Source organism: Micromonospora xinjiangensis (genome assembly GCF_056150165.1).
This window is the reverse complement of record NZ_JAXCFO010000004.1, coordinates 478,559-501,894: the sequence shown is the minus strand read 5'-3', so window position 1 is coordinate 501,894 and position 23,336 is coordinate 478,559. Positions and strand designations below refer to the sequence as shown.

The following is a 23,336-nucleotide window of genomic DNA, read 5'->3' as shown; positions in this document are numbered from 1 at the left end:
CGCGCGCGGCGTGCCGCGCGCTGGCCCCGCCCGGCGTGTGGCCGTCGGGGCCGGCGCCGGCCCACCTCAGCCGCTGGCGCGGATCACGGTTCCAGGTCGCGCCTCGACCGGGCGGCGGCCAGGTGGATGACCTTCTGCTGTGCCCGCGTGTGCCGTCCGGCGCGGACCCAGTCGTCGGACACCCGGTCCACGTGGCGGAGGAACTGCCCGTGGTTGCGGAACGGCGCGGCCTCCCAGACCCGGTCGAGGAACGTCTCGCCGTCCTCGTCGCGTAGCGCGTCGTTGGGCACGCCGGTGGCGGCCGAGCCGAAGACGACCTCCGGCTCGACGCGCCTGACGTACGGGTGGTAGGCGTTGAACTGCCCGGGCACCGGGTCGGCGATGTAGTACGGCGCGAGCGTGTAGCCGTGGGTGGTGAAGTGCATGGGGGTGCTGGTCGGCGCGATCGAGGCGGCCAGGTCGCCGTCGAGCTTCAGGGCCTTGAAGAAGGAGAACTCCCGGTAGCTGGGGGTGTCGTCCCGGACGACCATCAGGACCGGGCCGTAGAGGATCGACTGCACCGACTTGTCGTCGAGGGCCTTCTCGACGCGGAAGCCGAACGGAATCGCGATGTCGATGGTGTCCCCGCGCGACCAGCGGCGGTCGAGGGTGACGTAGCTGCCGGGTCTCGCGGTGAGTCGCTGCCGGACGCCGTTGACCGTGACCTGGTAGCCCTTGACCGCCCACGAGGGCACCCGCAGCTTGATCGCGAGCCGGCCGCTGCCCTTGTCGAAGCGCAGCCGGGTGGCGCCCTCGGCCGGGAAGCGCGTGTCCTGGGTGATGACGAACCCGCGGCCGGCCAGCGTCAGGGTCGAGGCGATGTAGAGGTTGACGTAGAGCGTCGACTCGTCGGCCGACTGGAAGTAGACGGACTCCTGGTACTTGGTGTGGCTCTCCAGACCGGTGCCGTTGCAGCAGCTGCCGTTGCCGCCGTAGCGGCTGTACTCGACGAACGTGCCGATGCGCCGCGAGCGGCCCGGCCACATGTTCTGGTGGTAGGTCACCTCGGTGGCGGTGACGCTGTCGACGTCGCGGCGTGAGCTGAGGATCTGGTTGTAGAGCGCCTTCTCGTAGAAGTCCATGTAGGCCGGGTCCTGCTCGTGGAAGAACAGGTTCCGGGTCAGTCGCAGCATGTTGTACGCGCAGCACGTCTCGGCGTGCCGTGGGTCCGAGTTGGAGGTGAACCCGGCGGTGATGACTCCGCGTACGCCGAAGTGCTCGCTGCGGCCGGCGCCGCCGTTGCTGAAGGTGCGGTGCGGCACGACCATGGCCCAGAAGTTCCTGGCCGCGGTGTGGAATTCCTCCTCGCCGGTCTGCTCGAAGATCCGCAGGTAACCGATGTTGGGCGCCATGTACTGGTTGGCGTGCCGGCCGTTGAGGATGTCCTGGTCAGCGCGGGTGGCGTCGAACAGGGTGGTGAAGGTGAACGCCTTGGCGGTGCGCAGGTAGCGGGCCTTCCGGTCGGCGTCCGGTGCCAGCGCGAACAGCTCGGCCATGACCTCGTTCATGGAGCCGGCCTCGCCGGCGCTGTAGATGTTCCACATCTGGTCCAGCTCGGCCTGGCGGTACCGGCTGAGCCGCTGGTGCGCCCAGTCCCCCATCCGGAAGACGATCTCCAGCGCCTCCTCGTTGCCCGTCAGGTGATAGGCGTTGAGCAGGCCCCGCATGATCTTGTGGCAGGTGTACCAGGGCGCCCAGACGGCGTTGGCGCCGCTGTTCGGCCGGAGTGTCGGTGGTTCGAGGCGGCTGAACTGGCCCTCCGGGAACGCGGAGAGGTAGCCCGGGTAGCTCGTGCCGATGATGGTGGCGTCGCGGTCGTTGCCCGAGTGGTCGGCGGCGGTCTCGCCCTCCTCCTCGAAGCGGTACCAGGTCACCAGGTCCGTCCGCTCCGGCGCCGGGTCCGTGGTGGCGAGCGCCTGCACCTCGGCGCCGGTCAGCGCCCGGCGGTAGATCCGGAAGTCGTCCACCGTGGCGTCGAGGTACGGGTCGTTGTTGCTCGCCGAGCGTCCGATCCAGTTGTCGGTCGTCGCGGGCAGGTCCGCGGGGGTGAGTTGGACGGCGTTCTCGCCCACCCGGGTCCCGTTGACGTAGAGCCGGGCGACGCCCTCGGACGCGGAGACGGTCACGGCGACGTGCGCCCACTCGCCGATCGGGACGGCGTCCCGCGTGCCGTCGACGCGCTGCTCGTGGGCGCTGCCGCTGACGGTCACGGCGAAGCGGGGACCCATGGTGGCCGAGACCCACGGCGACAGGGACAGGTAGATGTTCGCGCCGACGCCGAAGTGGAAGAGTCTGGCGTTGGTCTGGCCGGCGGCGAGCCGCACCCAGATCGCGAACGTCGCGTCGGTGACGCCGTCGAGCAGCCCCGTGGGCAGCAGCACGTACTGGTTGGGGTGCGGGTCGCTGAGCCGTACGGCCTTGCCGGCCCGGCCCGGGACCCGGCCGACGGGCCGCGCGTCCAGCGCCCGCTGGCACTTGCCCAGCTCCTCGACGAGGTAGTCGAGCTTGTCGAGGAAGATCTCCTCGCCGGTGTCGGCGTAGCACTGGGACAGCATCGTCATGTAGTGGCCGGTGAAGTGGCCGCGCAGCAGGTGGTTCGGGGTGTCCCAGCCGCCCGGCCAGGTGCCGGGGGCGGGGAGGCCGGCGTTGGCCCGGAAGAGGTGCAGCATCCGGTCCGGGCCGTCGAGCACGCCCCCGGTGCCGGGGTAGTTGCGGGCGTAGTTCAGCATCCGGTCGCGCTTCTGCTGGAAGATGCCCTCCCTCAGGGCGACCTGGTCGAGGGCGAACGGCTTGAGGGCGCCACGGCCGTGACCCGCGCCGCCGTGCGTGGCGGCGGTGGTGGTGTCGGCCGAGGCGGCAGTGGTGGTGATGGCCAGGGCGGCGGGGGCGGTGGTCGCCAACGCGCCCATCTGGAGCAGGCTCCGTCGGGTGAACTGCTTTGCCACTTCTCACTCTCTTTCGTCTGGCCGGCAGTCGGACCACCGCGGCGGATCCGACGGATCCGCTGTGGCGGGACGGCGCGGGACGTCCGGGTGGCGTGACGCCCCGCGACGGTCTCGCGCGACCTCGGGTGACCCGGCTTGTCAACGTGCCCGTGGTGAAGGACCGTGGGCGCGGACACCGGCAGGTGAGGCGGGACGGTGAGGACAGTGTTAGCGCTAACATCACGAGTGTCAATACACCTGCGGCGGGCGCTACGGTGTCCCACCAGGACGGACGGCTGCGCGCCGGCGGTCGGTAGCGCGTCGGCGCGGGCGGGCTCCGGGCGGCCCGACCGGCCCGGAGCCCGGCGCGAGCCCGTCAGACGTCGATGACGATCTTCCCGAAGACGCCGCCGTCACGCAGGACGGTGAACGCGTCGGGCAGCCGGTCGAAGTCGACGCGCTCGGAAATCACCGGATGGATGTCGTGGTCGGTCATGAACTCGGCGAGCTCACGGTGCATGCTGACGCTGCCCACGGCGACGCCCCGAACGGCCAGTTGGTTGGCCGTCAGCAGCATGGGGTCCGGCGCCTGCGGTGCCGGGTCGTAGAGGCCGAGAAGGGCCTGCTCGCCTCCGGGCGCGAGCGCGGCCAGGCACTCGTTCAGGACGCCCGAGCCCACGGCGTTGACGACCTTGGTAGCGCCTCCGGAGAGGGCCTTCGCCCGTTCGCCCCAGCCCGGCTCGGTGGTGTCGACGATGCCGGCCACCCCGAGGTCCTTCCATCGCGGGTCGTCGTGCCGGCTGCGCAGCCCCACGTAGATCTCCGCGCCCGCGGCCCTGGCGAGTTGCAGCGCGTACAGGGACACACCGCCGCTTCCGGTGACCAGCACGCGGTCGCCTACCGTGACCGGGTTGGCACCGAAGACGGCGTTCCACGCGGTGACTCCGGCTACCTGCATGGTCGACGCCTCGGCGTCGCTGAGGTGCGGCGGGGTGGCGACGAGGGTGCCGGCATCGAGAACGACGTACTCGGCGGCGGCACCGGGATCGTCGAGGCTGCCCGCCCCGATGCCGAACGGCACCGGGCGTCCGGTGATCCAGACCGGTGCGTGCGCCCGGGTTACCCGGTCACCGACCTCCCACGCGTCGACGTCGGCGCCCACGCGGTCCACCACGCCCGCCAGGTCCGACAACGGCACCAGGTCGACGCCGGGTCGCCGCCCGAACGGGCCGGAGAGGATGAGCCCGTCCCGCGCGTTCAGCGACAGCGCGGTCACCCGGACCCGCACCTGACCCGGTCCCGGCTCGGGAATGACCACATTCTCGGTCCTCAGTTCGGCCGGTTCGGTGCCGTCGGCCGGGATGATCCACTGCTTCATGATTTTTTCCCATCTGGGTCGCGAGACCCGAGTTCACTAGTTGGTGACCTAGCAAGGACAGCTCGCGGAACCCTCTTACGTCAATCACTAGTGAGTGAACTAACCTTGACCCATGTCACCCCGCGACGCCGCCGAGACCCGGAAGCGAATCCTGCAGGCCGCCATCGCCGAGTTCTCCGCCGTCGGGCTCGCCGGAGCGCGCGTGGATCGGATCGCCGCCAACGCCAAAGCGGACAAGAAGCTTATTTACGTCTACTTCCAGGACAAGGAGTCCCTATTCTCGGCGACCCTCGACCACGTGCTCAGGCGGCTGATGGAAGCCGTTCCCGTGGACGAGAAGGACCTGCCCGGGTTCGCGGGACGGCTCTTCGACTACATCCACGAACATCCGGAGGCGCTGCGGCTGTCGATGTGGCGCCAGCTTGAGCGTCCCACCCTCGGCCCGAGCAACAAGGCCGCCTACACGGCGAAGGTGGCCGCCATGGGATCCGGCGACGACACCACCGAGACAGGCGGCGTACCTCCGGTCGATCTCCTCGTTCTCATCCAGGGCATGGCCAGCGCCTGGATGTACACCCCACGGGATCTCCTCACCGCTGACGGCTCCGACCCGGATTCACCGGAGCGGATCGCCGTCCACCGCCGGGCCCTGATCGCCGCCGTCGAGCGCCTTACCAACCCGCCCCGGCCCTGACGCGGACCGGCCGCCCCGACCCGGCGAGGTGACCATGCCAGGTCATCGCGACGCGTTCCGGCCGGACGGTCGGTCACACGCCGGCGGTCACGTGCGCCAGTACGGCGTCGAGCCCGGGCGGCTGCCGCCCGGTCCAACCCACCGGATCCGACCGGCGCGTGGCGCGCGAGCGGGATCGTCAGCCCGCCCCGCCCATCGCCGCGAGCCGGCGGGCGAGCCGGGCGGCGACCTCCCGCAGCTCCGGCGGCTCCAGCACCTCCGCCTCGAAATCCAGCCGGGCCACGTGCGCGGCCAGCCAGTCCAGGTGGTCGCCGCCGACGCTGAGCACGCACCACCCGTCGCGGTCGTCCTCGACGCGCCCCACCTGGGGCGGCACCAGGTCCCGCACCTGCTCGGGTCGGGCGTGCACCCGCACGCGGGCGAGATACCGGTAGGGTGCGGCGGTGACCGATCGCTGCACGTAGTCGACCGGGTCGGGGTGCGCGGTCGGGCGGAAGCGCCACGTGGTCGCCACCACCTCCCGCATCCGGTCCAGCCGGAAGGTACGCCAGTCGTCGCGGTCGACGTCGCGGGCCATGAGATACCAGCGGCGGCCGGTGGTGACCATCCGCACCGGCTCGACGGTGCGCTCCCCCTCCTCGCCGTCACGGCCGACGTAGCGGAACCGCACCCGCACCGCGTCGCGGCAGGCCCGCGCGAGCCTCACCAGAACCTCCGCGTCGATCTCGACGCCGGGGGCGACGAGCGTCTCGGTGGCGCCGTGCACCGCCCGCACCTCGGCGCGCAGCCGCGCCGGCATCACCTGGTCGAGCTTCGCGAGCGCCCGCAGGGCCGCCTCGCCGGCCCCGGTGACCGTGCCGCCGGCCGCGAGCCGCAGGGAGATGGCCGTGGCGATGGCCTCCTCGTCGTCGAGGAGCAGCGGCGGCAGCCGCGTGCCCGCGCCGAGCTGGTAGCCGCCGCCGACGCCGGGCGTCGCGTGCACGGGGTAGCCGAGGGCGCGCAACCGCTCCACGTCGCGGCGCACGCAGCGGTCGGTGACACCCAGCTCGGCGGCGAGTTGGGCGGCGGTCCAGGACGGCCGCCGCTGCAACAGCGCCAGCAGCCGCAGGACGCGCTCGGTGGTGGCTTCGACGGTCACGTGCTCATGGTTCCACAGATCACGGAACAACCCTGTCCGCTATTTACGACAGGCTGGGGCCATGACCGAACTGACCTGGAACTCCCTGCTCCGAGAGCAGGTCGCCTGGCACTGGACCGCACAGCTGCGCGGGCGCCTCGACGGGCTCACCGACGACGAGTACTTCTGGGAGCCGGCGCCCGGCTGCTGGAACGTCCGACCGCGAGGCACCAGCACCGCACCGGTGCAGGGCGGGTCCGGCGCGATGACCATCGACTTCGCGATGCCGGAGCCCGACCCGTCGCCGTTCACCACGATCGCCTGGCGACTCGGGCACGTGATCGTCGGCGTGCTCGCGGTGCGCAACGCCGCGCACTTCGGTCGGGCGCCGACCGACTACCAGTCGTTCGCGTACGCCGAGAGCGCGGCCGGGGCGCTGGCTCAGCTCGACGCCGAGTACGCGACGTGGCTGGCCGGGGTGGAGTCCCTCGGTGAGGCCGGCCTCGCCCGGCCGTGCGGGGAGGCGGAGGGTCCGTACGCCGGCCTCCCGATGGCGGCGCTGGTGCTCCACATCAACCGTGAGCTGATCCACCACCTGTCCGAGGTGTGCCTACTGCGCGACCTCTACCTGCACACCCACCGGCGGGTCCGGCAGGAGGCGAGCTGAGGTGGCCCGCGACGTACAGATCACCTTCGACTGCGCCGACCCCGCCGCGTTGGCCGGGTTCTGGGCCGAGGTTCTCGGCTACCGGCTCCAGGACCCGCCCGCGGGCTTCGGGTCGTGGGAGCAGGCGCTGGACGCGTTGGGTGTGCCACCCGAGCGCCGTAACGACGCCTCGGCGCTGGTGGACCCCGAGGGCGCCGGTCCGCGACTGTTCTTCCAGCGCGTGCCTGAGGGCAAGCAGGTCAAGAACCGCGTCCACCTCGATGTGCGCGCGGCCCCGGGGCTCGAGGGGGGCGCGCGGATGGCGGCCCTGGAGGCGGAGGCCGACCGGCTCGTCGGTCACGGCGCGACCCGGTTGCGGCGCCACGAGCCCGCTCCCCCGCTGGGCGCCGGTCACATCGTGATGGCGGACCCGGAGGGCAACGAGTTCTGCCTCGACTGATCCCTCCGCACGACCCCTTGCGTTGGTCGCGCCAACGAACTAGTTTTGTTGGCGCGACCAACGTTAGTGCGATCACCGGAGGAACGCCATGCCCGTGGCCACCGTGCTGGACTCGACCATCCACTACGAGGAGACCGGCGACGGCGCCCCCGTCGTCTTCCTCCACGGCAACCCCGGCTCGTCCCGCCTGTGGCGGCGGGTGCTGCCCGCGATGGACCTGCCCGCCCGCCTGCTCGCCCCCGACCTCGTCGGCATGGGCCGCTCCGGCAAGCCCGACGTGGCATACCGGTTCGCCGACCACGCCCGCTACCTCGACGGCTGGTTCGACCGACTCGGCCTCGACGACGTGGTGCTCGTCGGCCACGACTGGGGCGGCGCCCTCGCCTTCGACTGGGCCGCCCGCCACCCGGCCCGGGTCCGCGGCGTCGCCTTCTTCGAGACCATCGTGCGACCGATGTCCTGGAGCGAGCTGGGCGATGGGCCGCGCGCCCGCGCCGAGGCCATGCGCGGCCCGCAGGGCGAGGCGCTGGTGCTCGACAGCGACTTCTTCATCGAGTCGGCCTTCACCGGCGGTGTGCTGACCCCGGTGAGCGAGGAGGACCTGGCGGCCTACCGGGAGCCGTACCCGACGCGGGAGAGCCGACGACCGGTGCTCCAGTGGGCGCGCTCGATGCCGCTGGACGGCGAGCCGGCCGACGTCACCGAACGCGTCGAGCGCTATGGCACGTGGCTCGCCGCCAGCGGCGACGTCCCCAAGCTGCTGCTCACCTTCGACTCCTCGCCGACCCTGCTGATCGGCAAGGAGATGGCCGACTGGTGCGCGGAGAACATCGCCGGCCTGGAGGCCCGCCACTGCGGCCCGGCCGGTCACCACGCACCCGAGGACCAGCCCGAGGCGATCGCCGACGCCATCAGCTCCTGGGCATGGCGGCACAACCTCACCCGCTGACCCGGCGGGCCGGCGCCGCTCAGGCCGGGTTGCCCGCGACGTCCGACGGCAGGCGGGACAGCGCGGTCGCCAGCAGCCCGGCCAGCGCCGGCACGTCGGCGGGCGCGCCACCAGGCCGCATGAGGACCACCACCACCTCGCCGCGCCGGGCGGCCATCCGATCCGGCGCAGCGTAGGCCTCGTCGCCGACGCCGGGCAGCACCCGACCGAGCGCCCGGCCCATCGCCACCGCGAACCGGGCCGTACGCCCGCCGGCCGCGACGTGCACGGCGAGCACGGTGGCACCGCGGCCGTCGACGAAGGTGGCGACGCCGCGCACCTGCCCGTCCGGCTCGGGCCGCGTCAGGGACACCCGCGTGCCCAGTGCCGCGCCGACCTCGGCGGCGGTGAGCAGACGCTCCGGGTGGATCGTCGCCCGGCCGGCCGTGGCGGGCACCGCCGCGCCGCGCAGCCGGTCCTCGTCGTCGAGCACGTCGGGCGGCCCGACCGGCTCCGGTGCGGGCCGATGGAGGGTGACCTGCGTGACCCGACGCGTCCACGGGCGCGCCCGGACCGTGACCAGGTCCCCGACCCGGCACTCGCCCGCGATCTCCTCGGGCAGCACCCAGGCCCGCAACTCCTCGGCCCGCCCGTCGTCCACGACGAGATGGTGGTTGACCGGGACCGCGCTCCTGCTGCCCTCCGAGATGCGGCTGCGCCACACCTGGTGCCAGAGCACCTCACCGGTGACGGTGGCCGGTGCCACCAGGTCGACGAGGACCCGCAGGCTCAGGTAACCGGCGTACCCGAGCAGCACGAACCCGAGCGCGATGAGACCGAGCGAGACGGGGTCGACGTCGGACAGCCGCGACCACAGGCCCCGCTCCGTCCCGGGCGAGCCGGGAGCGGGGTCGAGCAGGCGCGGGCCGACCACCCGGGCCAGGGTCCAGCCGACCATGGCCGCGAGGGCCGCCCGGAACACGATCCAGCCCAGCGCCTGGCCGTACCGGGGCTGGCCCGACGGGTAGCTGACCCGCACCTGACGCCAGTCGCCGGCGGCGGACGACCAGAGCCGCCCGCGGTCGGCCAACCCGAGATCGATCACCCCGGAGGCCACCCGCGTGACCCCGAGGGCGGCCCCGTACGGCAGGTAGCGGCCCCAGACCGCGACGGCGGCGGGCGGCAGGTCGGCGAACGACTCGTGACCGGTGAGCCAGGCGCGCAGGCCGAGCCAGCGTGCGGCGGCGGCCCGGCCGGCCGGGGTGTCGCGTTCGCCCGGGTCGCGGCCGGCGAGACCGTAGAGCGCGGCCGCCGTGACGACGAACGCGGCGACGCCGCCGAACTCGTCCTCACCGGTGCGGCCCAGGTAGTGCCACGCCCCGGCGGCGACGGCCGCCGCGACCACCAGGCCCAGCAGGCCGAGGGCCGTCGCCGCCCCCGCGGAGAACCGCCCGCGGGAGAGCCCGAGCCGCCGGGCGTCCGCGATGACGTGGCGGCGCATCCGCTTCGACCAGCTCGCCGCGCGCGTGGTGTCGGTGAAGCTCAGCGCGGTCAACGGCACCGTGCCGTCGACCGCGCGCTCGCTCACCCGGCCGTGGACCATGCGCTCGTACCGGTTGAGGTCCTCGGGCGACCGCCCGGTCAGGTGCACGGTGGTGTGGCGGGGGCCCGCGTCGGCCTGCCGCAACTCGACGTACCCCCGCGCGGCGAGGTCGAGCAGGGTGGACTTGGCGGCGTCGCCGGTGACCTGCCACCGGTTGGCCAGCAGGCTGACCACCGCCGGGGACTCCGGACCGGGAAGGTCCATCGCGGCCCGCCCCGGCGCCACGCCCGCCGGCCGGCTCGCCAGCCGGACGACGCCGTAGCCGGCGGCCCACAGGCCCAGGGCGGCCACCGGCAGGCCCAGCTCGATGACCATGTCGCTGAGGTTCATCCTGCCCTGCCTTCTCCGCACCGGACGCGGGCGTCCGCCGGACACCTCGCGGCGGTCGCACCCATGATGATCCGCGTGACGCGCAAGGGCATCGGCCCTGTCGCCGATGGCGCGGTCGTCCCTCGGGGCGGACTTCCGGGGCGAACGGCGACGGCGCGCGTCGGGCCGTGGGGGCGGTGCCTGTCGCGCGGGTGCGCGCCACGGTGTCGACGGCCCCGCAGCGCGCCGGCAGCGGGTGCCCGAGCCTCAGACCGACGCGTGCTCACCGCGACGGGCGGCCGCGCGGGCGCGCCACTCGTCGGCGAGCACCGACCAGACCTCGAGGTCGATGCGCCCGCCGGACCCGTCCGGGTAGACCGCCCGCAACGTCCCGTCGCAGCTCATGCCCAGCCGCCGCGCGACGGCGATGCTGCGGACGTTCTTGGCGTTCGTGCGCCACTCGACGCGGTGGATGCCGCGCTCCTCGACCGCCCAACCGATGATCCGCTCCGCGGCGAGGGTGATCAGCCCGCGTCCCTGCGCGCCCGGCTCCAGCCAGCAGCCCGCCTCGCACACGCCCGTGGCGGCGTCGAAGGTGACGAGCATGACGCCACCGACGAGCACGTCGTCCAGCCAGATCCCCCACGCCGCGCCGGCGTCCTGCGCCCGCTTCTCCGCGTAGCGTCGCAGGACCCCGCGCGCCTCGGTGAGGTCCCGCGCGACGAACGAGGGCCCCACCCACGGCGCGATGTGCTCGCGTGCCCGGTCCATGTGGGCGAGGAACTCCTCGGCGTGCCAGACGTCGAGCGGACGCAGCTCGGCCGAGCCGGTGAGGGGCAACGCGAACATTCACAGCCTCCAGAGGGTCACGAACGGTGGGAGTCTGCCACGCGGGCCGGTGTGCGGCGGCCGGTTATCGGGGCGGCCGGCGGGCGCACTCACCGTCGTGGCCGGCGCGGAGTCGGCAGCGCCGGCCGCCTCCCAGCAACTGGTCGCAGAAGACGCGGTGGCGCAGGAACTGCTGATCCTCCTCGGAGACGGTCATCTCTCCCGGGTCCATCATCGGCAGCACCGTCATCCACCGGCCGACCACCCGGGCCAGCCGCTGCGCGGCCGGCAGGTCGGCGGCCACCACGGGCAGGTGGATCACATACCGTCGGCTCATCACACGCACCCCCGAGCTGTTCGCTGACCCACGCCTGACCCGCCCTCCGGTGTGGATTGGACGGGTGGGGCCCCCGCCCTCCCCGCACGACCGGCCCCACCCCGCCGTGCCACCGCAGCTTCGTTCAGCGGTACGTCGGCACAGCGCTCGGTGGTCAGCTTGTGACACGACGCAGTCTCTGCGCAACGTTCCACAGCGGATTTTCCCCGGCGTGTATTGACTTTCTTTACTGCAACCTGTACGAGTTGCAGAGCGGCGTCACGCAGTGTTGCAGGACGGAATCAGGGAGTGCCCGAATGGCCGAGGAGATCGGATCGACCGTGCCGCGTCGGCAGCTCGGACGGTTGCTGCGTCAGTACCGCACCGAGGCCGGCGTCACCCTCGACGCCGCCGCCGAAGCCCTCGAATACAGCCGCCAGAAGATCTGGCGCATCGAGAGCGGCCTGGGCCCCGTGCGCGTGCTCGACGTCAAGGCGATGTGCGAGCTGTACGGCGTGTCGGCCGACATGACCGAGGCCATGCGGGGCCTCGCCGCCGAGACGAAGTCGAAGGGCTGGTGGCACGCGTACGGCGACGCGGTCCCGAGCTGGTTCGAGCTGTACGTGGGCCTGGAGTCCGCCGCCGCGCACCTGCGACGTTATGACGAATCGCTGGTTCCCGGGCTTTTCCAGATTCGGGAGTACGCACAGGCCATCTACCGGCTCGACCGGCCGGACGCCAGTGAGGAGGACCGCGAGCGGGCGGTCCGGGTCCGGCTGCAACGACAGGCACTGCTGACACGTCGGCTGCCGGCGGCTCCGCGGGTGGTGCAGGTGTTGTCCGAGGCCGTCCTCAGACGAATTGTCGGCGGACCGGGCACTATGCGAGCCCAGCTCGACCATCTCACTACGTTGTCCGAGCTGCCGAACGTCACCCTCAGAGTGCTTCCGTTGGCGGTCGGCCCGCAGCCCGGTGCGGTCGCCGGATCGTTCGTCATCCTCGACTTTCCCCCGACCAAGGGCGGCCGAGCCGCACCTGAGCCCTCCGTGGTCTACAGCGAGTCGCTCACAGGCGCGCTCTACCTGGACAAGCCTGACGAGCTACAGGCATATGAGCGGGCGTGGAACGGTTTGGATGCGCTCGCGCTACATGAGGCAGAATCGAGAGACATGATCAAGCGAATGATCGGGGAGATACGGCATGACTGACCTGACCAGCGCCGTATGGCGCAAGAGCACCCGCAGCGGCGGCAACGGCGGGGACTGTGTCGAGGTCGCCATCAACCTCCCCGGCCTCGTCGCCGTACGCGACTCCAAGGATCCCCACGGCCCCGCCCTGGCTTTCGACCCCGACGCCTGGCGGCGCTTCGTCGCGGATACTCGCACCAGGTCGTCGTGACCACGGTTGACTGTCCCCCATGGCAGAGGCGCTCCTGACCGTCGGCCACGGCACCGCCGGCCAGGCGGAGCTGACCGACCTGCTGCGGGACGCGGGGGTGACCCGGCTGGTCGACGTACGCCGCTATCCCGGCAGCCGCGCCCACCCGCACGTCAAGCGGGAGGCCCTGGCGCGGTGGCTGCCGGAGGCCGGCGTGGACTACCGGTGGGAGGAGCGGCTCGGTGGCCGCCGCCGCGTGCCGGCCGACTCGCCGGACCGGTGGTGGCAGGTCGAGGCGTTCCGCGGGTACGCCGCCCACATGCGCAGCCCGGAGTTTCTCGCGGCCGTCGACGCGCTGCTGGCCGAGGCGCGGGAGTCGCGTGTCGCGATCATGTGCAGTGAGAGCGTGTGGTGGCGCTGCCACCGCCGGCTGATCGCCGACTTCGCGGTCCGTGCCCGGGAGACGCCGGTGTGCCATCTCGACCATCAGGGCCGGCTCAGCCCCCATCCCGTCGCCGCGGGAGCCCGGCTCACCTCCGACGGAACGCTGGTGTACGACCAGGACTGAGGTTGGCCGGCGTTGCGCGCCTCGTCGACCGGCTCCGCGCCCCGAAGGGCTTGCGTGGCGCAGGTCACAGTCGGATCATCGACAGATGGCAGACATCGATGCTGATGGACGCGATTCGCGAACGACCGTACCCGAGCAGCGACGTGACGGCCGCGCGGACGAGCCGGCCCAGGTCGACGTCGACCAGGCCCTGCTCGGCGGCGCCACCTACCGCGGCCTGGCCGAGCAGCGGCTCTCCCCCGCCGAGGAACGCTTCGAGCGACGCCGCCGCACGGTGGGCCTCGTCCTCGCGCCGGCCCTGGCACTGATCTTCCTCGCCCTGCCGCTGGACATGCCGCCCAGCCAGCAGACCCTCGCCGGGATCCTGATCGGCGTGATCGCGTTGTGGATCACCGAGGCGGTGCCGATCCCGGTCGGCGGCCTCATCGGGGTCGGCGTGATCGTGCTGATGGGCGTCGCCCCGGCCGGCGACGTGCTGCAACCGTTCGGCTCGTCCACCGTGTTCACCTTCATCGGCGCCTTCATCCTCGCCCAGGCCATGCTCAAACACGGCCTGGCGCAACGGTTCGCGTTCCGCATCCTGTCGCTGCCGGGCGTCGGCAGGACCACCGGCCGGGTGGTCATCGCCTTCGGCGTCATCACCTGCCTGCTGTCGGCGTTCGTATCCAACACCGCGACGGTGGCGATGCTGCTGCCCACCGCGCTCGGCATCCTCGCCGTCATCGCGAAGCTGCTGCAGAGCCGCGGCCTGACCAAGCCGGGCTGGGACCCGACCCGGCTGCGGGTGGGCTTCGCGCTGATGCTGATGCTGGCGTACGGGGCGAGCGTCGGCGGCCTGCTCACGCCCGTGGGCACACCGCCCAACCTGATCGGCCGGGCCCTCATCGAGGAGGCCACCGGGGAGCGCATCTCGTTCGCCGACTGGATGATGACGGCGTTCCCGATCTGCCTGGCCATGTTCCTGGTCCTGGCGACCATCCTGCTGCTGCTCAACAAGCCGGAGATCCGCCGCATCGAGGGCGTCGAGGAGTACGTCGCCGCCGAGCGGGCCCGGCTGGGCAAGCTGTCCCGGGCCGAGAAGAACACCCTCGTCGCGTTCGGCGTGACGGTGGCACTGTGGATCTTCCCGGGCCTCGTCGCGCTGGTCGCCGGCACCGAGTCCCGCGTCTACGAGACGGTCAGCGGCCGGCTCAACGAGGGCGTCGTCGCCGTGCTCGGCGCGTCCCTGCTCTTCCTGCTGCCCACCGACTGGCGCAGCCGCGAGTACACGCTCAACTGGAGCGACGCCGCCCGCATCGACTGGGGCACCGTCCTCCTGTTCGGCACCGGCATCATATTCGGCGCGCTGCTCGACGACACCGGCCTCGCCGAGACCATCGGCAACGCCAGCTCCGACTGGCTCGGCCTGACCAACGCCTTCGCCATCACCGCGTTCGCCGTGCTGCTGGCCATCATCATCTCCGAGACGACCAGCAACACCGCCTCCGCCGCGGTGGTCGTACCCATCGTCATCCCGGTCGCCGCGGCCGCCGGCGTGGACCCGTTCGTACCCGCCCTCGCGGCCACCTTCGCGGCGTCCTTCGGCTTCATGCTGCCCGTCTCGACACCGCAGAACGCCGTGGTGTACGGCTCCGGCACCGTACCGATCACCCGGATGATCCGCTCCGGCGCCTCGTTCGACGTCATCGGGGCCCTCCTCATCCTCCTGCTGCTGCCCCTCATGGTCGCCGTCGTGGGGCTCGGCCGATGAACCAGCGGATCGCCGTCATCCCGGGCGACGGCATCGGCGCCGAGGTCACCGAAGCCGCCCGCCGCGTGCTCGACGCCGCCTGCCGCCGGCACGGCATCTCCCTCGACTACGACGAGTACGACTGGTCGTGCGAGCGCTACCTGCGGGAGGGCGCGATGATGCCCACCGACGGGCTGGCGGTGCTGCGTCCGTACGACGCGATCCTGCTCGGCGCGGTCGGCGCGCCCGGCGTGCCCGACCACGTCTCCCTGTGGGGTCTGCTGATCCCGATCCGGCGGGCCTTCCGGCAGTACGTCAACCTGCGTCCGGTGCGGGTGTTCGAGGGGGTCGACAGCCCGGTGCGCGGCGCACGGCCGGGTGAGGTGGACCTCGTCGTCGTACGGGAGAACGTGGAGGGTGAGTACAGCGAGATCGGCGGGCGCTTCGGCCGCGGCCACCCGGACGAGACGGCGGTGCAGGAGGCGGTGTTCACCCGGGCCGGGGTGGGCCGGATCGCCGACTACGCCTTCGGGCTGGCCCGCACCCGCCGCCGCCACGTCACCTCGGCCACCAAGTCCAACGGCATCGTGCACACCATGCCGTTCTGGGACGAGGTCGTGGCCGAACGGGCGGCGGCCTTCCCCGACGTGCGGTGGCGCGGCGAGCACATCGACGCGCTCGCCGCGAAGTTCGTGCTGCAACCGGGCAGCTTCGACGTGGTGGTGGCGTCGAACCTGTTCGGCGACATCCTCAGCGACCTCGCCGCGGCGGTGGCCGGCTCGATCGGCATCGCCCCGTCCGGCAACCTCGACCCCACCCGCACGTACCCGTCGATGTTCGAGCCGGTGCACGGCTCGGCGCCGGACATCGCGGGCAAGGGGGTGGCGAACCCGGTCGGGGCGGTGTGGTCGGCGGCCATGATGCTCGACCACCTCGGGCACGCCGCGGCGGCGCGGGACGTGCTGGACGCCGTCGAGGCGACGCTGCGCGAGCCCGGCACGCGCACCCGCGACCTGGGCGGCAGCGCCGACACCCGGGAGGTGACGGCCGCCCTCGTCGACCGGCTGGCCGGCTGAGCGCGCCCCCGCGCCCATGTCGCCGACGAGCGTCACAGAACGCTCAGGAGCCTCACCGCGGCCGACCCGCGGGAGAAGCGCAGATTGGCAGGCAGCGGCGCGTGAGAAGGCAGGCGGAGCGGGAACAGCCGCCTGGACGGGCTGAGGCGCCCCACGTGACGTGGGGCGTCGGCGGGGGCCGGCCAGCCCGCCGTTCGCCGTGGGGAGGGCAGGGCATGGGCTTCATCAGCGCGAAGGACGGCACGGACATCTACTACAAGGACTGGGGCAGCGGACCGGTCGTCACGTTCTCGCACGGGTGGCCGCTGAACGCGGACGCGTGGGACGGCCAGATGTTCTTCCTGGTGCAGAACGGGTTCCGGGTCGTTGCGCATGACCGCCGGGGGCACGGCCGCTCCGGGCAGGCCTCGGCCGGCAACGACATGGACGGGTACGCCGACGACCTGGCCGCGGTGATCGAGGCTCTCGACCTGACCGACGTGACGCTGGTCGGGCACTCGACGGGCGGCGGGGAGGTCGCCCGCTACATCGGGCGACACGGGACCGCTCGGGTGGCGAAGGCCGTCCTCATCTCCGCGGTGCCGCCGATCATGGTGCAGACCCCCGACAACCCCGAGGGTCTGCCGATCAGCGTCTTCGACGACCTGCGCGCGAAGCTGTTCCAGGACCGGTCGCAGTTCTACCAGGATCTGGCGCAGATGTTCTACGGCGCCAACCGTCCCGGCGCGACCGTGTCCAAGGGCATCCTCGACCAGTTCTGGCTCTGGAGCATGCAGTCGGGGATGAAGAACGCGTACGAGAGCATCAAGGCCTTCTCGGAGACCGACTTCCGCGACGACCTCGCCAAGTTCGACATCCCCACGCTGGTCATGCACGGCGAGGACGACCAGATCGTGCCGGTGAAGGACTCGGCGCACAAGACCGCCCAACTGGTCGCGGACGCCCAGGAGATCTACTACCCGGGTGCGCCGCACGGGATGACCGCGACGCTCCAGGACCGGGTCAACGAGGACCTGCTCGCCTTCCTGAAGGGCTGATCCTCGCAGCGGGCGGGAGCCGCTTAATGGCTTGTCGCCGGGTCGGGCGGTGCCTAGTGTGCGGTGATGCTCTCGCCACTGCTGACGGTGACCTTCGACGCGCAGGACCCGGCCCGGCTGGCGCGTTTCTGGGCCGACCTGCTCGGCCGGCAGGTCGTCGAGGACGCCGGTGCGCTCCTGCCCGGCGAGGACGGCCAGCTCGGTGTCCGGTTCGTCGCCGGCCCGGCGCGGCCGGTGGGGCCGCACCGCCACCTGCACCTCCACCTCACCAGCACGGACCCCGCCGACCAGCAGCACAGGGTGGCGACCGCGCTCACGCTCGGCGCCGGTCACCTCGACGTCGGGCAGCGCCCCGAGGAGGGACACGTCGTCCTGGCCGACCCGGAGGGCAACGCGTTCTGCGTGATCGAACCGGGCAACGGCTTCCTCGCCGGGTGCGGCCTGCTCGGGGAGCTCGCCTGCGACGGCACCCGGGAGGTCGGCCTCTTCTGGAGTGAGGCGCTGGGCTGGCCGCTGGTGTGGGACCAGGATCAGGAGACCGCGATCCAGTCACCGCTGGGCGGCACGAAGGTCGCGTGGGGCGGGCCGCCCGTGGCACCGAAGGTGGTGCGGAATCGGCAGCGCTTCGATCTCACGGTCGAGGGCGATCCGCGGGCACAGGTCGACCGGCTGGTCGCGCTCGGCGCCACCCGGCTGGAGACCGGCGCCGACGGCGCCGTCGAGCTGGCCGACCCCGACGGCAACGAGTTCTCCGTACGCGGCCGCTGACGCCGGACGCGCAGGGTTTGCGAGCGCCCCGTGTTGCGTCCGGAAACGGCACGACGGTGGCGGACCGTCCGGCGTGGCTGGAGCATCCAGGCGCGCGATGCCGTGGGGCGTCGGCGATGCTGTGGGCATGGAGTACGTGTCCAGAGTGCCTCGACCGCCCCTGGACGGGCTGATCGACGACCTCTACTACCTGGAGGGTGCGTCGCCGTACGCCCTGCTGACGCTGCCGCCCGCGCCGTCGGCGCTGCTCATCGTCAACCTCGGGGCGCCGTTCCGCATCCGCGGCGGCACCGACATCGAGACGGCCGAGTACGCCGACGGCTGTGTGGTCACCACGCCCACCCGGGCGTGGGAGTTCGGCTACCCACCCCGGACCCGGTCAGTCGGCGTGCACTTCAAGCCGTGGGGGCTGGCGCCGTTCGTGCCGATGCCCGCGGCCGAGCTGTGTGACCGGCCGGTGACGGTAGAGCAGGTCTGGGGCCGACCCGCCATCGCTGAGCTGCGAGACCGACTGGCCACGGCGGACGGACCGCACGAGATGCTGACGCTGCTCGAGGAGGAGCTGATGCGACGGCTGTGCGAGACCGCCGGCCTGGGGCTGGTCCGCCACACGAGCAGCGTCATCGCGGCGACCAGCGGAGCGGTGGCGATCGGCGACCTGAGCGTGGCAGCCGGTGTCAGCAGCACCCATCTGGCACAGCGGTTCAAGGAGCTCATCGGCGTCACGCCGAAGCGGCTGGCCCGCACCTACCGCTTCACCGCCACCGTGTTCGCGATCGACCCCGCCGGACCGATCGACTGGGGCGACCTCGCCTACGACGCAGGCTACTTCGACCAGGCCCACTTCAGCCACGAGTTCCGGGCGTTCACCGGGCTCACGCCGACCCGGTACGTCGAAGTCCGGCGGCGGTTCCTGCGCGAGCATCCCGGCCACGCGATGGACGGCTGGCCGCTGCCGGCGGATTGATTTCTTACAAGAGCGACAGCCCACGACACGCTAATTTGGGGGCATTCCAGAGCAGAGGAGAGCCCCGTGGGCAAAGTCGTCATGTACGCCTCCGTGTCGGTGGACGGCTTCATCGCCGACGAGAACGACCAGCCCGGACCGCTGTTCGACTGGTTGTCCAGCGGTGACGTCCCGTTGGACGAGAGCGGCGAGCTGAAGGTGTCGCAGACGTCCTACGACTACACCCGGCCGTACTGGGACCAGATCGGGGCGACAATCGTCGGCCGCCACGTCTTCGACCTGACGGACGGCTGGGACGGGAAGCCTCCAGGCGGGGTCGACCACGTGGTCGTCGTGACGCACCGGCCGGAGCCCGAGGGCTGGGACCCCGAGGCGCCGTTCCACTTCGTCGATGGCGTCGAGGCAGCCGTGGTCAAGGCGCAGGAGCTCGCGGGTGACCGCATGGTCGAGGCCGCCGCCGGCGACGTCGGTGGCCAGGTGCTTGCCGCGGGCCTCGTCGACGAGGTGCGCATGGACGTCGTACCCGTCGTGTTCGGGTCCGGCAAGCGCTACTTCGGCTCGGTCAGCGCGCAGCACCTGTTGGAGGATCCTGACGTGGTGATTCAGGGCAACCGGGTGCTTCACCTGCGCTATCGGGTGCGCCGTTGACCGATCTGAGTGGGTCGGCGGATCCGGCAGCCGATACCTACAGTCTGGCCATGAGCACCGACAGAGGGGGACGTGATCGGGTAGGCGTGCGAGCCGTCTACCCCGGCAGCTTCGATCCGTTCACCCCGGGGCATTTGAATGTGGTGGACCGGGCGCGCGCACTCTTCGACGAAGTGGTCGTGCTCGTCGCGGTCAACAGCGCCAAGCATCCCGGCACCGACGAAGCGGAGCGAGCGGCCGCCGTTCGGGCCGTTCTGCCGGTCGAGTGGACCTCCGTCACGGTTGTGGCCTGGAGCGGGTTGACCTCCACCTACTGCCGCCGCCACGACGTGGGAGTGATCGTCCGCGGGGTGCGTAACACCACCGACCTCCAGACCGAGTACCAGCTCGCCGCGATGAACCAGTCGCTGGGTGTCCCCACGGTGCTCCTGCCCGCGCAGCCCGACCTGGCCGCGGTGTCCTCGACGGCGGTGCGCGCACTGAAGATGGGTTCTTCGCTCCCTCGGTCGTAGACGGCCAGAGGTTGGCGAACCTCGCCGAACCAGCGTCAGAACCCGTTGGACGGCCGCCACCTCGACGGGACAGCACGTACAGCGACCGGTTGGTAACGTGCCGGTGATCGTCGCGCTGTTCCTGGGGAGGGTCGCGTGTGGGCGGACGAGGCTGCGCTGGATGCGGTGGGGCGGCGGCTCGACGAGTGGGAGAAGGGCATCGCCGGCCGGGCGGCGCGGGCAACGGCCCTGTCGTCGCGAATGCGGGCGCTGACCGGCATCGCGCGCAGTCCCGACCACCTGGTCGAGGTCACCGTCGACTCCCGCGGTGCCCTGGTGGTGCTCCGGCTCGACGAACGCGTCCGGCAGCGGCCCGCCGCCCACACGGCCGAGCAGATCCTGACGACCACCAGGGCCGCGCACGCCGACCTGCTGCGCCAGGTCACCACTGCCGCCGCCGAGACGCTCGGCGACGGCGACCCGACGGCGCAGGCGGTCGTCGACTCCTACCGACGCCGGCTCGACGCGCGCCCGGGCTCCCCGGATGACCTCCGGTGACGAGGTCCGGGTCGATCCCGACGACCTGACCGCGCACGCCGGGCGGCTCGACCGCCACGCCGACCGCCTCGACACCGCCCGGCAGGCGGGCCAGCACGTCCGGCTCGGCGCCGACGCGTACGGTCAGCTCTGCGCGATCATGCCCGCGCTGCTCGACGGCCTGCAACGCACGCTGGTCGACGGCATCGGCACCGCGGGCCGGTCGGTGCGCGACACCGCGGGTCGGCTACGCACGAGCGCCGACCGCTACCGGGCCACCGACACCGCGATCTCTCAGCAGCTCGACCGGATCCGGGACCGGTTGTGACCACCAACCCCCTGGTCGCCGCACCGGCGGACACCGCACCAAGCCCCTGGGCCGGCGTGTGGATTCTCGAGGACATCGAGCTCATCCACCAGGGCGTCCGGAACGGCAGCTGGATCGACGGCACGCTCGGCGTGGTGAGCGCCGGCCTGGACGCCCTCGCCTTCGTCTCCGATCCCGCCGGCGCCCTGCTCCAGTACGGCATCGCCTGGCTCATCGAGCACGTCAAACCCCTCAGCGAGGCCCTCGACTGGCTCGCCGGGGACCCGGCACAGATCATCGCCCACGCCCAGACCTGGCGCAACGTCGCCGCTTCGCTGCGCGAGGAGGTCGACGCCCTCGCCGGCGCCGTCCGTCATGACGTGCCCGAGTGGAACGGTGCCGCCGGCTCCGCCTACCGCGCCTGGGCCGCGGAACAACAACAGGCCATCACCGGTCTGGCGGCGGGCGCCGAGACGATGGCCACCATCACCGAGGCCACCGCCGGCCTCGTCGCCGCCGTCCGGCTCCTCGTCCGCGACGCCATCGCCACCTGCGTCTCCCGCCTCATCGTGTACGCCGCCGAACTCGTCGCCACGGCCGGGCTCGCCACGCCGCTCGTCGCCGAGCAGGTGCCGACCCTGGTGGCGGCCTGGGCCGCCCGCATCGCCAAGCTGCTCCGCGCGTTGATCAACAGCCTGCGCCGCCTCATCCCGGCGGTACGTCGCCTCGCCGAACTGATCGAGAAACTCAAGCAGGCCCTGGGCCGACTCAGAGGTTCGTCTGACACGCATTCCGTTCGGGGCGCAGAAGAGGGGATGGTTCATGGCGGCCACACCACACGACCTCGCAACATCGCCGACTACGATCGTCAAGAGCGTTGGGCCGGTGAGGCATACGAGGCGATTCGTCAAGAGGAGGACGCTGATGCCATAGCACGGCATGTGGTCGACGCCCCTCGGCTCGACGGCTCCAGAGGCTTCTCCCTGGACGAGATCCGGCAGATCCGTCGGCACGTCTTCTTCGAAGAGCATCCCATGGACGACTATGCGGGCGGCATCATCCATCAGCGATACGACCCAAGCGCGCCGATGGCCGAAGCATGGCTGCGCCTCCGTCGCGGCAGCCCACTGCCGGAAGACTATGCGTTGCTCGAGCACGAGTTGGCCGAATCCAACTATTACCGCACGCACCCGCAGGCGGACTATCGAGAGGCTCACGCCGCGGCGAACCGCATATCGAATTGGGAGAGATCGGTTCCCGATCCAACCTACGAGGACTACTCGATCTTTAGAGGATAGGCCATGGGAATGATGGTAGCGGCGCGGCGTGTGGAGATCGCGACGAGCGTCGTGCGGTACGAGTTCGGATTCGAGGATCACTTCGACCGGGTCCTGACAATCGATCCGACGACCCTTGAGGCGCGCGTCGAGGACGGGAACTTCGATTCCGCGGCGAGCGCCATCACGGCGAAGATCGTCAACGCGTGGCGATCAGGTGGCGAATTCCCGCCGCGGATCATCTTCGCAAGTTGAGTCCGCTGGCCAACGGCCCCGACGTATTCGGCCTCGCCTAGGCGTACCACTGGTCGGTTCACCCGCGGACCGGCTCCTACCGTGATCACCGACGAGCCGTCCACACTCTGTAGTCAAAACGTCAGACCTGATCGTGGAGGCCTGCCCCGGCGTAGGCTGCTCGACTGCGACCCAGGTGGACACTGCTCGCCCCTCCCCGCCACAGGCGTCTCAATCAACGAGTTCGCCCATCAACACGGTGTCCACCGTTCAACGACCTGACTGACGGTTCGCTCAGCTGGTCGAGTGGGCGCCTTGACGCGATGGCGAAGGAGCAAGGCATGGCAGCAGGTGCCCTCGACGGACCAGTTCCGGAGGCAGCCGTACGTGGGCAGCGCGTCCTCGATCTTCTGGACAAGGCGATCGCCGTCCAGAGCCCGCTGGTGCGCAAGAACATCGCCCGGGCTCGCCAGCGGAACCCGGAGGCGACACCAGCAGAGGTGATCCGCAATCTGGAACGGATGTACGTCAGCGCCTTGGCCGGGACGGGTGCCGCGGTGGGAGGAGCCGCCGCCGCGCCCGGCGTCGGTACGGGCGTCGCGCTGGCGCTGTCGGCCGGCGAGGTTCTCTCGTCTCTTGAGCTGAGCGCCCTCTTCGCGCTCTCGATCGCCGAAGTCCACGGCGTCCGCATCGATGAGATCGAACGCCGACGAACGATCGTGATGGGCATCATGCTCGGCGGATCGGGGTCTGCCACCATTGGCAAGGTCGCCGAGCGTACAGGGCAACACTGGGGACGCCAGGTCGTCGCCAAGGTACCTCTCGAGACGCTGCATCAGATCAACAAGATCTTGGGGAAGAACTTCATCACGAAGTACGGGACCAAGCAGGGAATCATCGTTCTCGGTCGAGTGGCACCGTTCGGTATCGGTGCCGTGATTGGTGGTGGCGCCAACGCTGCCCTCGCCACTCTGGCCGTACGCGCGGGTCGTCGCGCATTCGGGCCGCCTCCGACGTCATGGCCGGAGCAGACGGCGGACACGCCGCCGACGTCCGAGGACTCGCAGGACTGACCCTC

At 71.5% G+C, this 23,336-nt stretch carries 25 protein-coding genes; 19 read left to right on the top strand and 6 right to left on the bottom strand.

Annotated features, from left to right (window positions below):
* Positions 1-83: 83 nt before the first annotated feature.
* Both SM573_RS17705 and SM573_RS17700 read right to left on the bottom strand, forming a co-directional pair.
* Positions 84-2,984 (bottom strand): beta-L-arabinofuranosidase domain-containing protein, encoded by a 2,901-nt coding sequence (locus tag SM573_RS17705; protein ID WP_474616608.1) that lies wholly within the window; start codon positions 2,982-2,984, stop codon positions 84-86.
* Positions 2,985-3,339: 355 nt separating this feature from the next.
* Entirely contained in the window at positions 3,340-4,341 is a 1,002-nt protein-coding gene (locus SM573_RS17700; protein ID WP_474616607.1) for a zinc-dependent alcohol dehydrogenase family protein, read from the bottom strand.
* 112 nt (positions 4,342-4,453) lie between these two features.
* Here SM573_RS17700 and SM573_RS17695 point away from each other — a divergent pair, with 112 nt between their 5' ends.
* On the top strand, positions 4,454-5,035 hold the full coding sequence (locus tag SM573_RS17695; RefSeq protein ID WP_474609876.1) for a TetR/AcrR family transcriptional regulator: 582 nt from the start codon (positions 4,454-4,456) through the stop codon (positions 5,033-5,035).
* Between the two features lie 178 nt (positions 5,036-5,213).
* Here the strand turns inward: SM573_RS17695 and SM573_RS17690 are convergent, their stop codons facing one another.
* Positions 5,214-6,173 carry a helix-turn-helix transcriptional regulator gene (locus tag SM573_RS17690; protein ID WP_474616606.1) on the bottom strand — a complete coding sequence of 320 codons (960 nt, stop codon included), beginning with the start codon at positions 6,171-6,173 and terminating at the stop codon, positions 5,214-5,216.
* Positions 6,174-6,234: 61 nt separating this feature from the next.
* On the opposite strand from SM573_RS17690, the gene SM573_RS17685 reads away from it, so the two are divergent.
* From SM573_RS17685 to SM573_RS17675, 3 genes are all read left to right on the top strand, one after another.
* Positions 6,235-6,819 (top strand): DinB family protein, encoded by a 585-nt coding sequence (locus SM573_RS17685; RefSeq protein WP_474609878.1) that lies wholly within the window; start codon positions 6,235-6,237, stop codon positions 6,817-6,819.
* 1 nt (position 6,820) lies between these two features.
* The gene (locus SM573_RS17680; RefSeq protein ID WP_474609879.1) at positions 6,821-7,258 is read left to right on the top strand and encodes a VOC family protein; all 438 of its coding nucleotides are present in this window, start codon (positions 6,821-6,823) and stop codon (positions 7,256-7,258) included.
* 88 nt (positions 7,259-7,346) lie between these two features.
* A complete protein-coding gene (locus SM573_RS17675; RefSeq protein ID WP_474609880.1) occupies positions 7,347-8,207 on the top strand; it encodes a haloalkane dehalogenase in 861 nt (286 codons plus the stop codon).
* Positions 8,208-8,226: 19 nt separating this feature from the next.
* Here SM573_RS17675 and SM573_RS17670 read toward each other — a convergent pair whose 3' ends face one another.
* The 3 genes from SM573_RS17670 to SM573_RS17660 form a co-directional block, all read right to left on the bottom strand.
* Positions 8,227-10,119, bottom strand: a complete 1,893-nt coding sequence (locus SM573_RS17670) for a DUF2207 family protein (RefSeq protein ID WP_474616605.1) — start codon at positions 10,117-10,119, stop codon at positions 8,227-8,229.
* Between the two features lie 246 nt (positions 10,120-10,365).
* Complete coding sequence (locus SM573_RS17665) at positions 10,366-10,947, bottom strand: GNAT family N-acetyltransferase (RefSeq protein WP_474609882.1); 582 nt, start codon at positions 10,945-10,947, stop codon at positions 10,366-10,368.
* Between the two features lie 64 nt (positions 10,948-11,011).
* Positions 11,012-11,263 carry a hypothetical protein gene (locus SM573_RS17660; protein WP_474609883.1) on the bottom strand — a complete coding sequence of 84 codons (252 nt, stop codon included), beginning with the start codon at positions 11,261-11,263 and terminating at the stop codon, positions 11,012-11,014.
* A gap of 296 nt (positions 11,264-11,559) precedes the next feature.
* Here SM573_RS17660 and SM573_RS17655 point away from each other — a divergent pair, with 296 nt between their 5' ends.
* The 15 genes from SM573_RS17655 to SM573_RS17585 all read left to right on the top strand — a co-directional run bounded on the left by SM573_RS17655 (position 11,560) and on the right by SM573_RS17585 (position 23,331).
* Positions 11,560-12,450, top strand: a complete 891-nt coding sequence (locus tag SM573_RS17655) for a helix-turn-helix domain-containing protein (protein WP_474616604.1) — start codon at positions 11,560-11,562, stop codon at positions 12,448-12,450.
* Positions 12,443-12,640 (top strand): DUF397 domain-containing protein, encoded by a 198-nt coding sequence (locus SM573_RS17650; protein WP_474616603.1) that lies wholly within the window; start codon positions 12,443-12,445, stop codon positions 12,638-12,640. Before SM573_RS17655 ends, SM573_RS17650 begins: the two co-directional genes overlap by 8 nt.
* 19 nt (positions 12,641-12,659) lie before the next feature.
* Positions 12,660-13,187 carry a DUF488 domain-containing protein gene (locus tag SM573_RS17645; RefSeq protein ID WP_474616602.1) on the top strand — a complete coding sequence of 176 codons (528 nt, stop codon included), beginning with the start codon at positions 12,660-12,662 and terminating at the stop codon, positions 13,185-13,187.
* An 85-nt stretch (positions 13,188-13,272) separates the two neighbouring features.
* Complete coding sequence (locus tag SM573_RS17640) at positions 13,273-14,937, top strand: SLC13 family permease (RefSeq protein WP_474616601.1); 1,665 nt, start codon at positions 13,273-13,275, stop codon at positions 14,935-14,937.
* On the top strand, positions 14,934-15,992 hold the full coding sequence (locus SM573_RS17635) for a tartrate dehydrogenase (protein ID WP_474616600.1): 1,059 nt from the start codon (positions 14,934-14,936) through the stop codon (positions 15,990-15,992). Before SM573_RS17640 ends, SM573_RS17635 begins: the two co-directional genes overlap by 4 nt.
* 215 nt (positions 15,993-16,207) lie before the next feature.
* The gene (locus tag SM573_RS17630) at positions 16,208-17,029 is read left to right on the top strand and encodes an alpha/beta fold hydrolase (RefSeq protein ID WP_474609889.1); all 822 of its coding nucleotides are present in this window, start codon (positions 16,208-16,210) and stop codon (positions 17,027-17,029) included.
* A gap of 66 nt (positions 17,030-17,095) precedes the next feature.
* Positions 17,096-17,797 (top strand): VOC family protein, encoded by a 702-nt coding sequence (locus SM573_RS17625; RefSeq protein ID WP_474616599.1) that lies wholly within the window; start codon positions 17,096-17,098, stop codon positions 17,795-17,797.
* A gap of 127 nt (positions 17,798-17,924) precedes the next feature.
* Positions 17,925-18,764, top strand: coding sequence for an AraC family transcriptional regulator (locus tag SM573_RS17620; RefSeq protein ID WP_474616598.1), 840 nt, complete (start codon positions 17,925-17,927; stop codon positions 18,762-18,764).
* Positions 18,765-18,830: 66 nt separating this feature from the next.
* Entirely contained in the window at positions 18,831-19,412 is a 582-nt protein-coding gene (locus SM573_RS17615) for a dihydrofolate reductase family protein (protein ID WP_474616597.1), read from the top strand.
* A 50-nt stretch (positions 19,413-19,462) separates the two neighbouring features.
* Complete coding sequence (coaD, locus tag SM573_RS17610) at positions 19,463-19,924, top strand: pantetheine-phosphate adenylyltransferase (protein WP_474616596.1); 462 nt, start codon at positions 19,463-19,465, stop codon at positions 19,922-19,924.
* A gap of 135 nt (positions 19,925-20,059) precedes the next feature.
* The gene (locus tag SM573_RS17605; protein ID WP_474616595.1) at positions 20,060-20,461 is read left to right on the top strand and encodes a YbaB/EbfC family DNA-binding protein; all 402 of its coding nucleotides are present in this window, start codon (positions 20,060-20,062) and stop codon (positions 20,459-20,461) included.
* Positions 20,448-20,768, top strand: coding sequence for a type VII secretion target (locus tag SM573_RS17600; protein ID WP_474609895.1), 321 nt, complete (start codon positions 20,448-20,450; stop codon positions 20,766-20,768). Before SM573_RS17605 ends, SM573_RS17600 begins: the two co-directional genes overlap by 14 nt.
* Positions 20,765-22,045 carry a WXG100 family type VII secretion target gene (locus SM573_RS17595; RefSeq protein ID WP_474616594.1) on the top strand — a complete coding sequence of 427 codons (1,281 nt, stop codon included), beginning with the start codon at positions 20,765-20,767 and terminating at the stop codon, positions 22,043-22,045. Before SM573_RS17600 ends, SM573_RS17595 begins: the two co-directional genes overlap by 4 nt.
* A gap of 3 nt (positions 22,046-22,048) precedes the next feature.
* Positions 22,049-22,279, top strand: a complete 231-nt coding sequence (locus SM573_RS17590; protein WP_474616593.1) for a hypothetical protein — start codon at positions 22,049-22,051, stop codon at positions 22,277-22,279.
* 320 nt (positions 22,280-22,599) lie between these two features.
* Positions 22,600-23,331, top strand: coding sequence for a hypothetical protein (locus SM573_RS17585; RefSeq protein WP_474616592.1), 732 nt, complete (start codon positions 22,600-22,602; stop codon positions 23,329-23,331).
* Positions 23,332-23,336 lie beyond the last annotated feature (5 nt).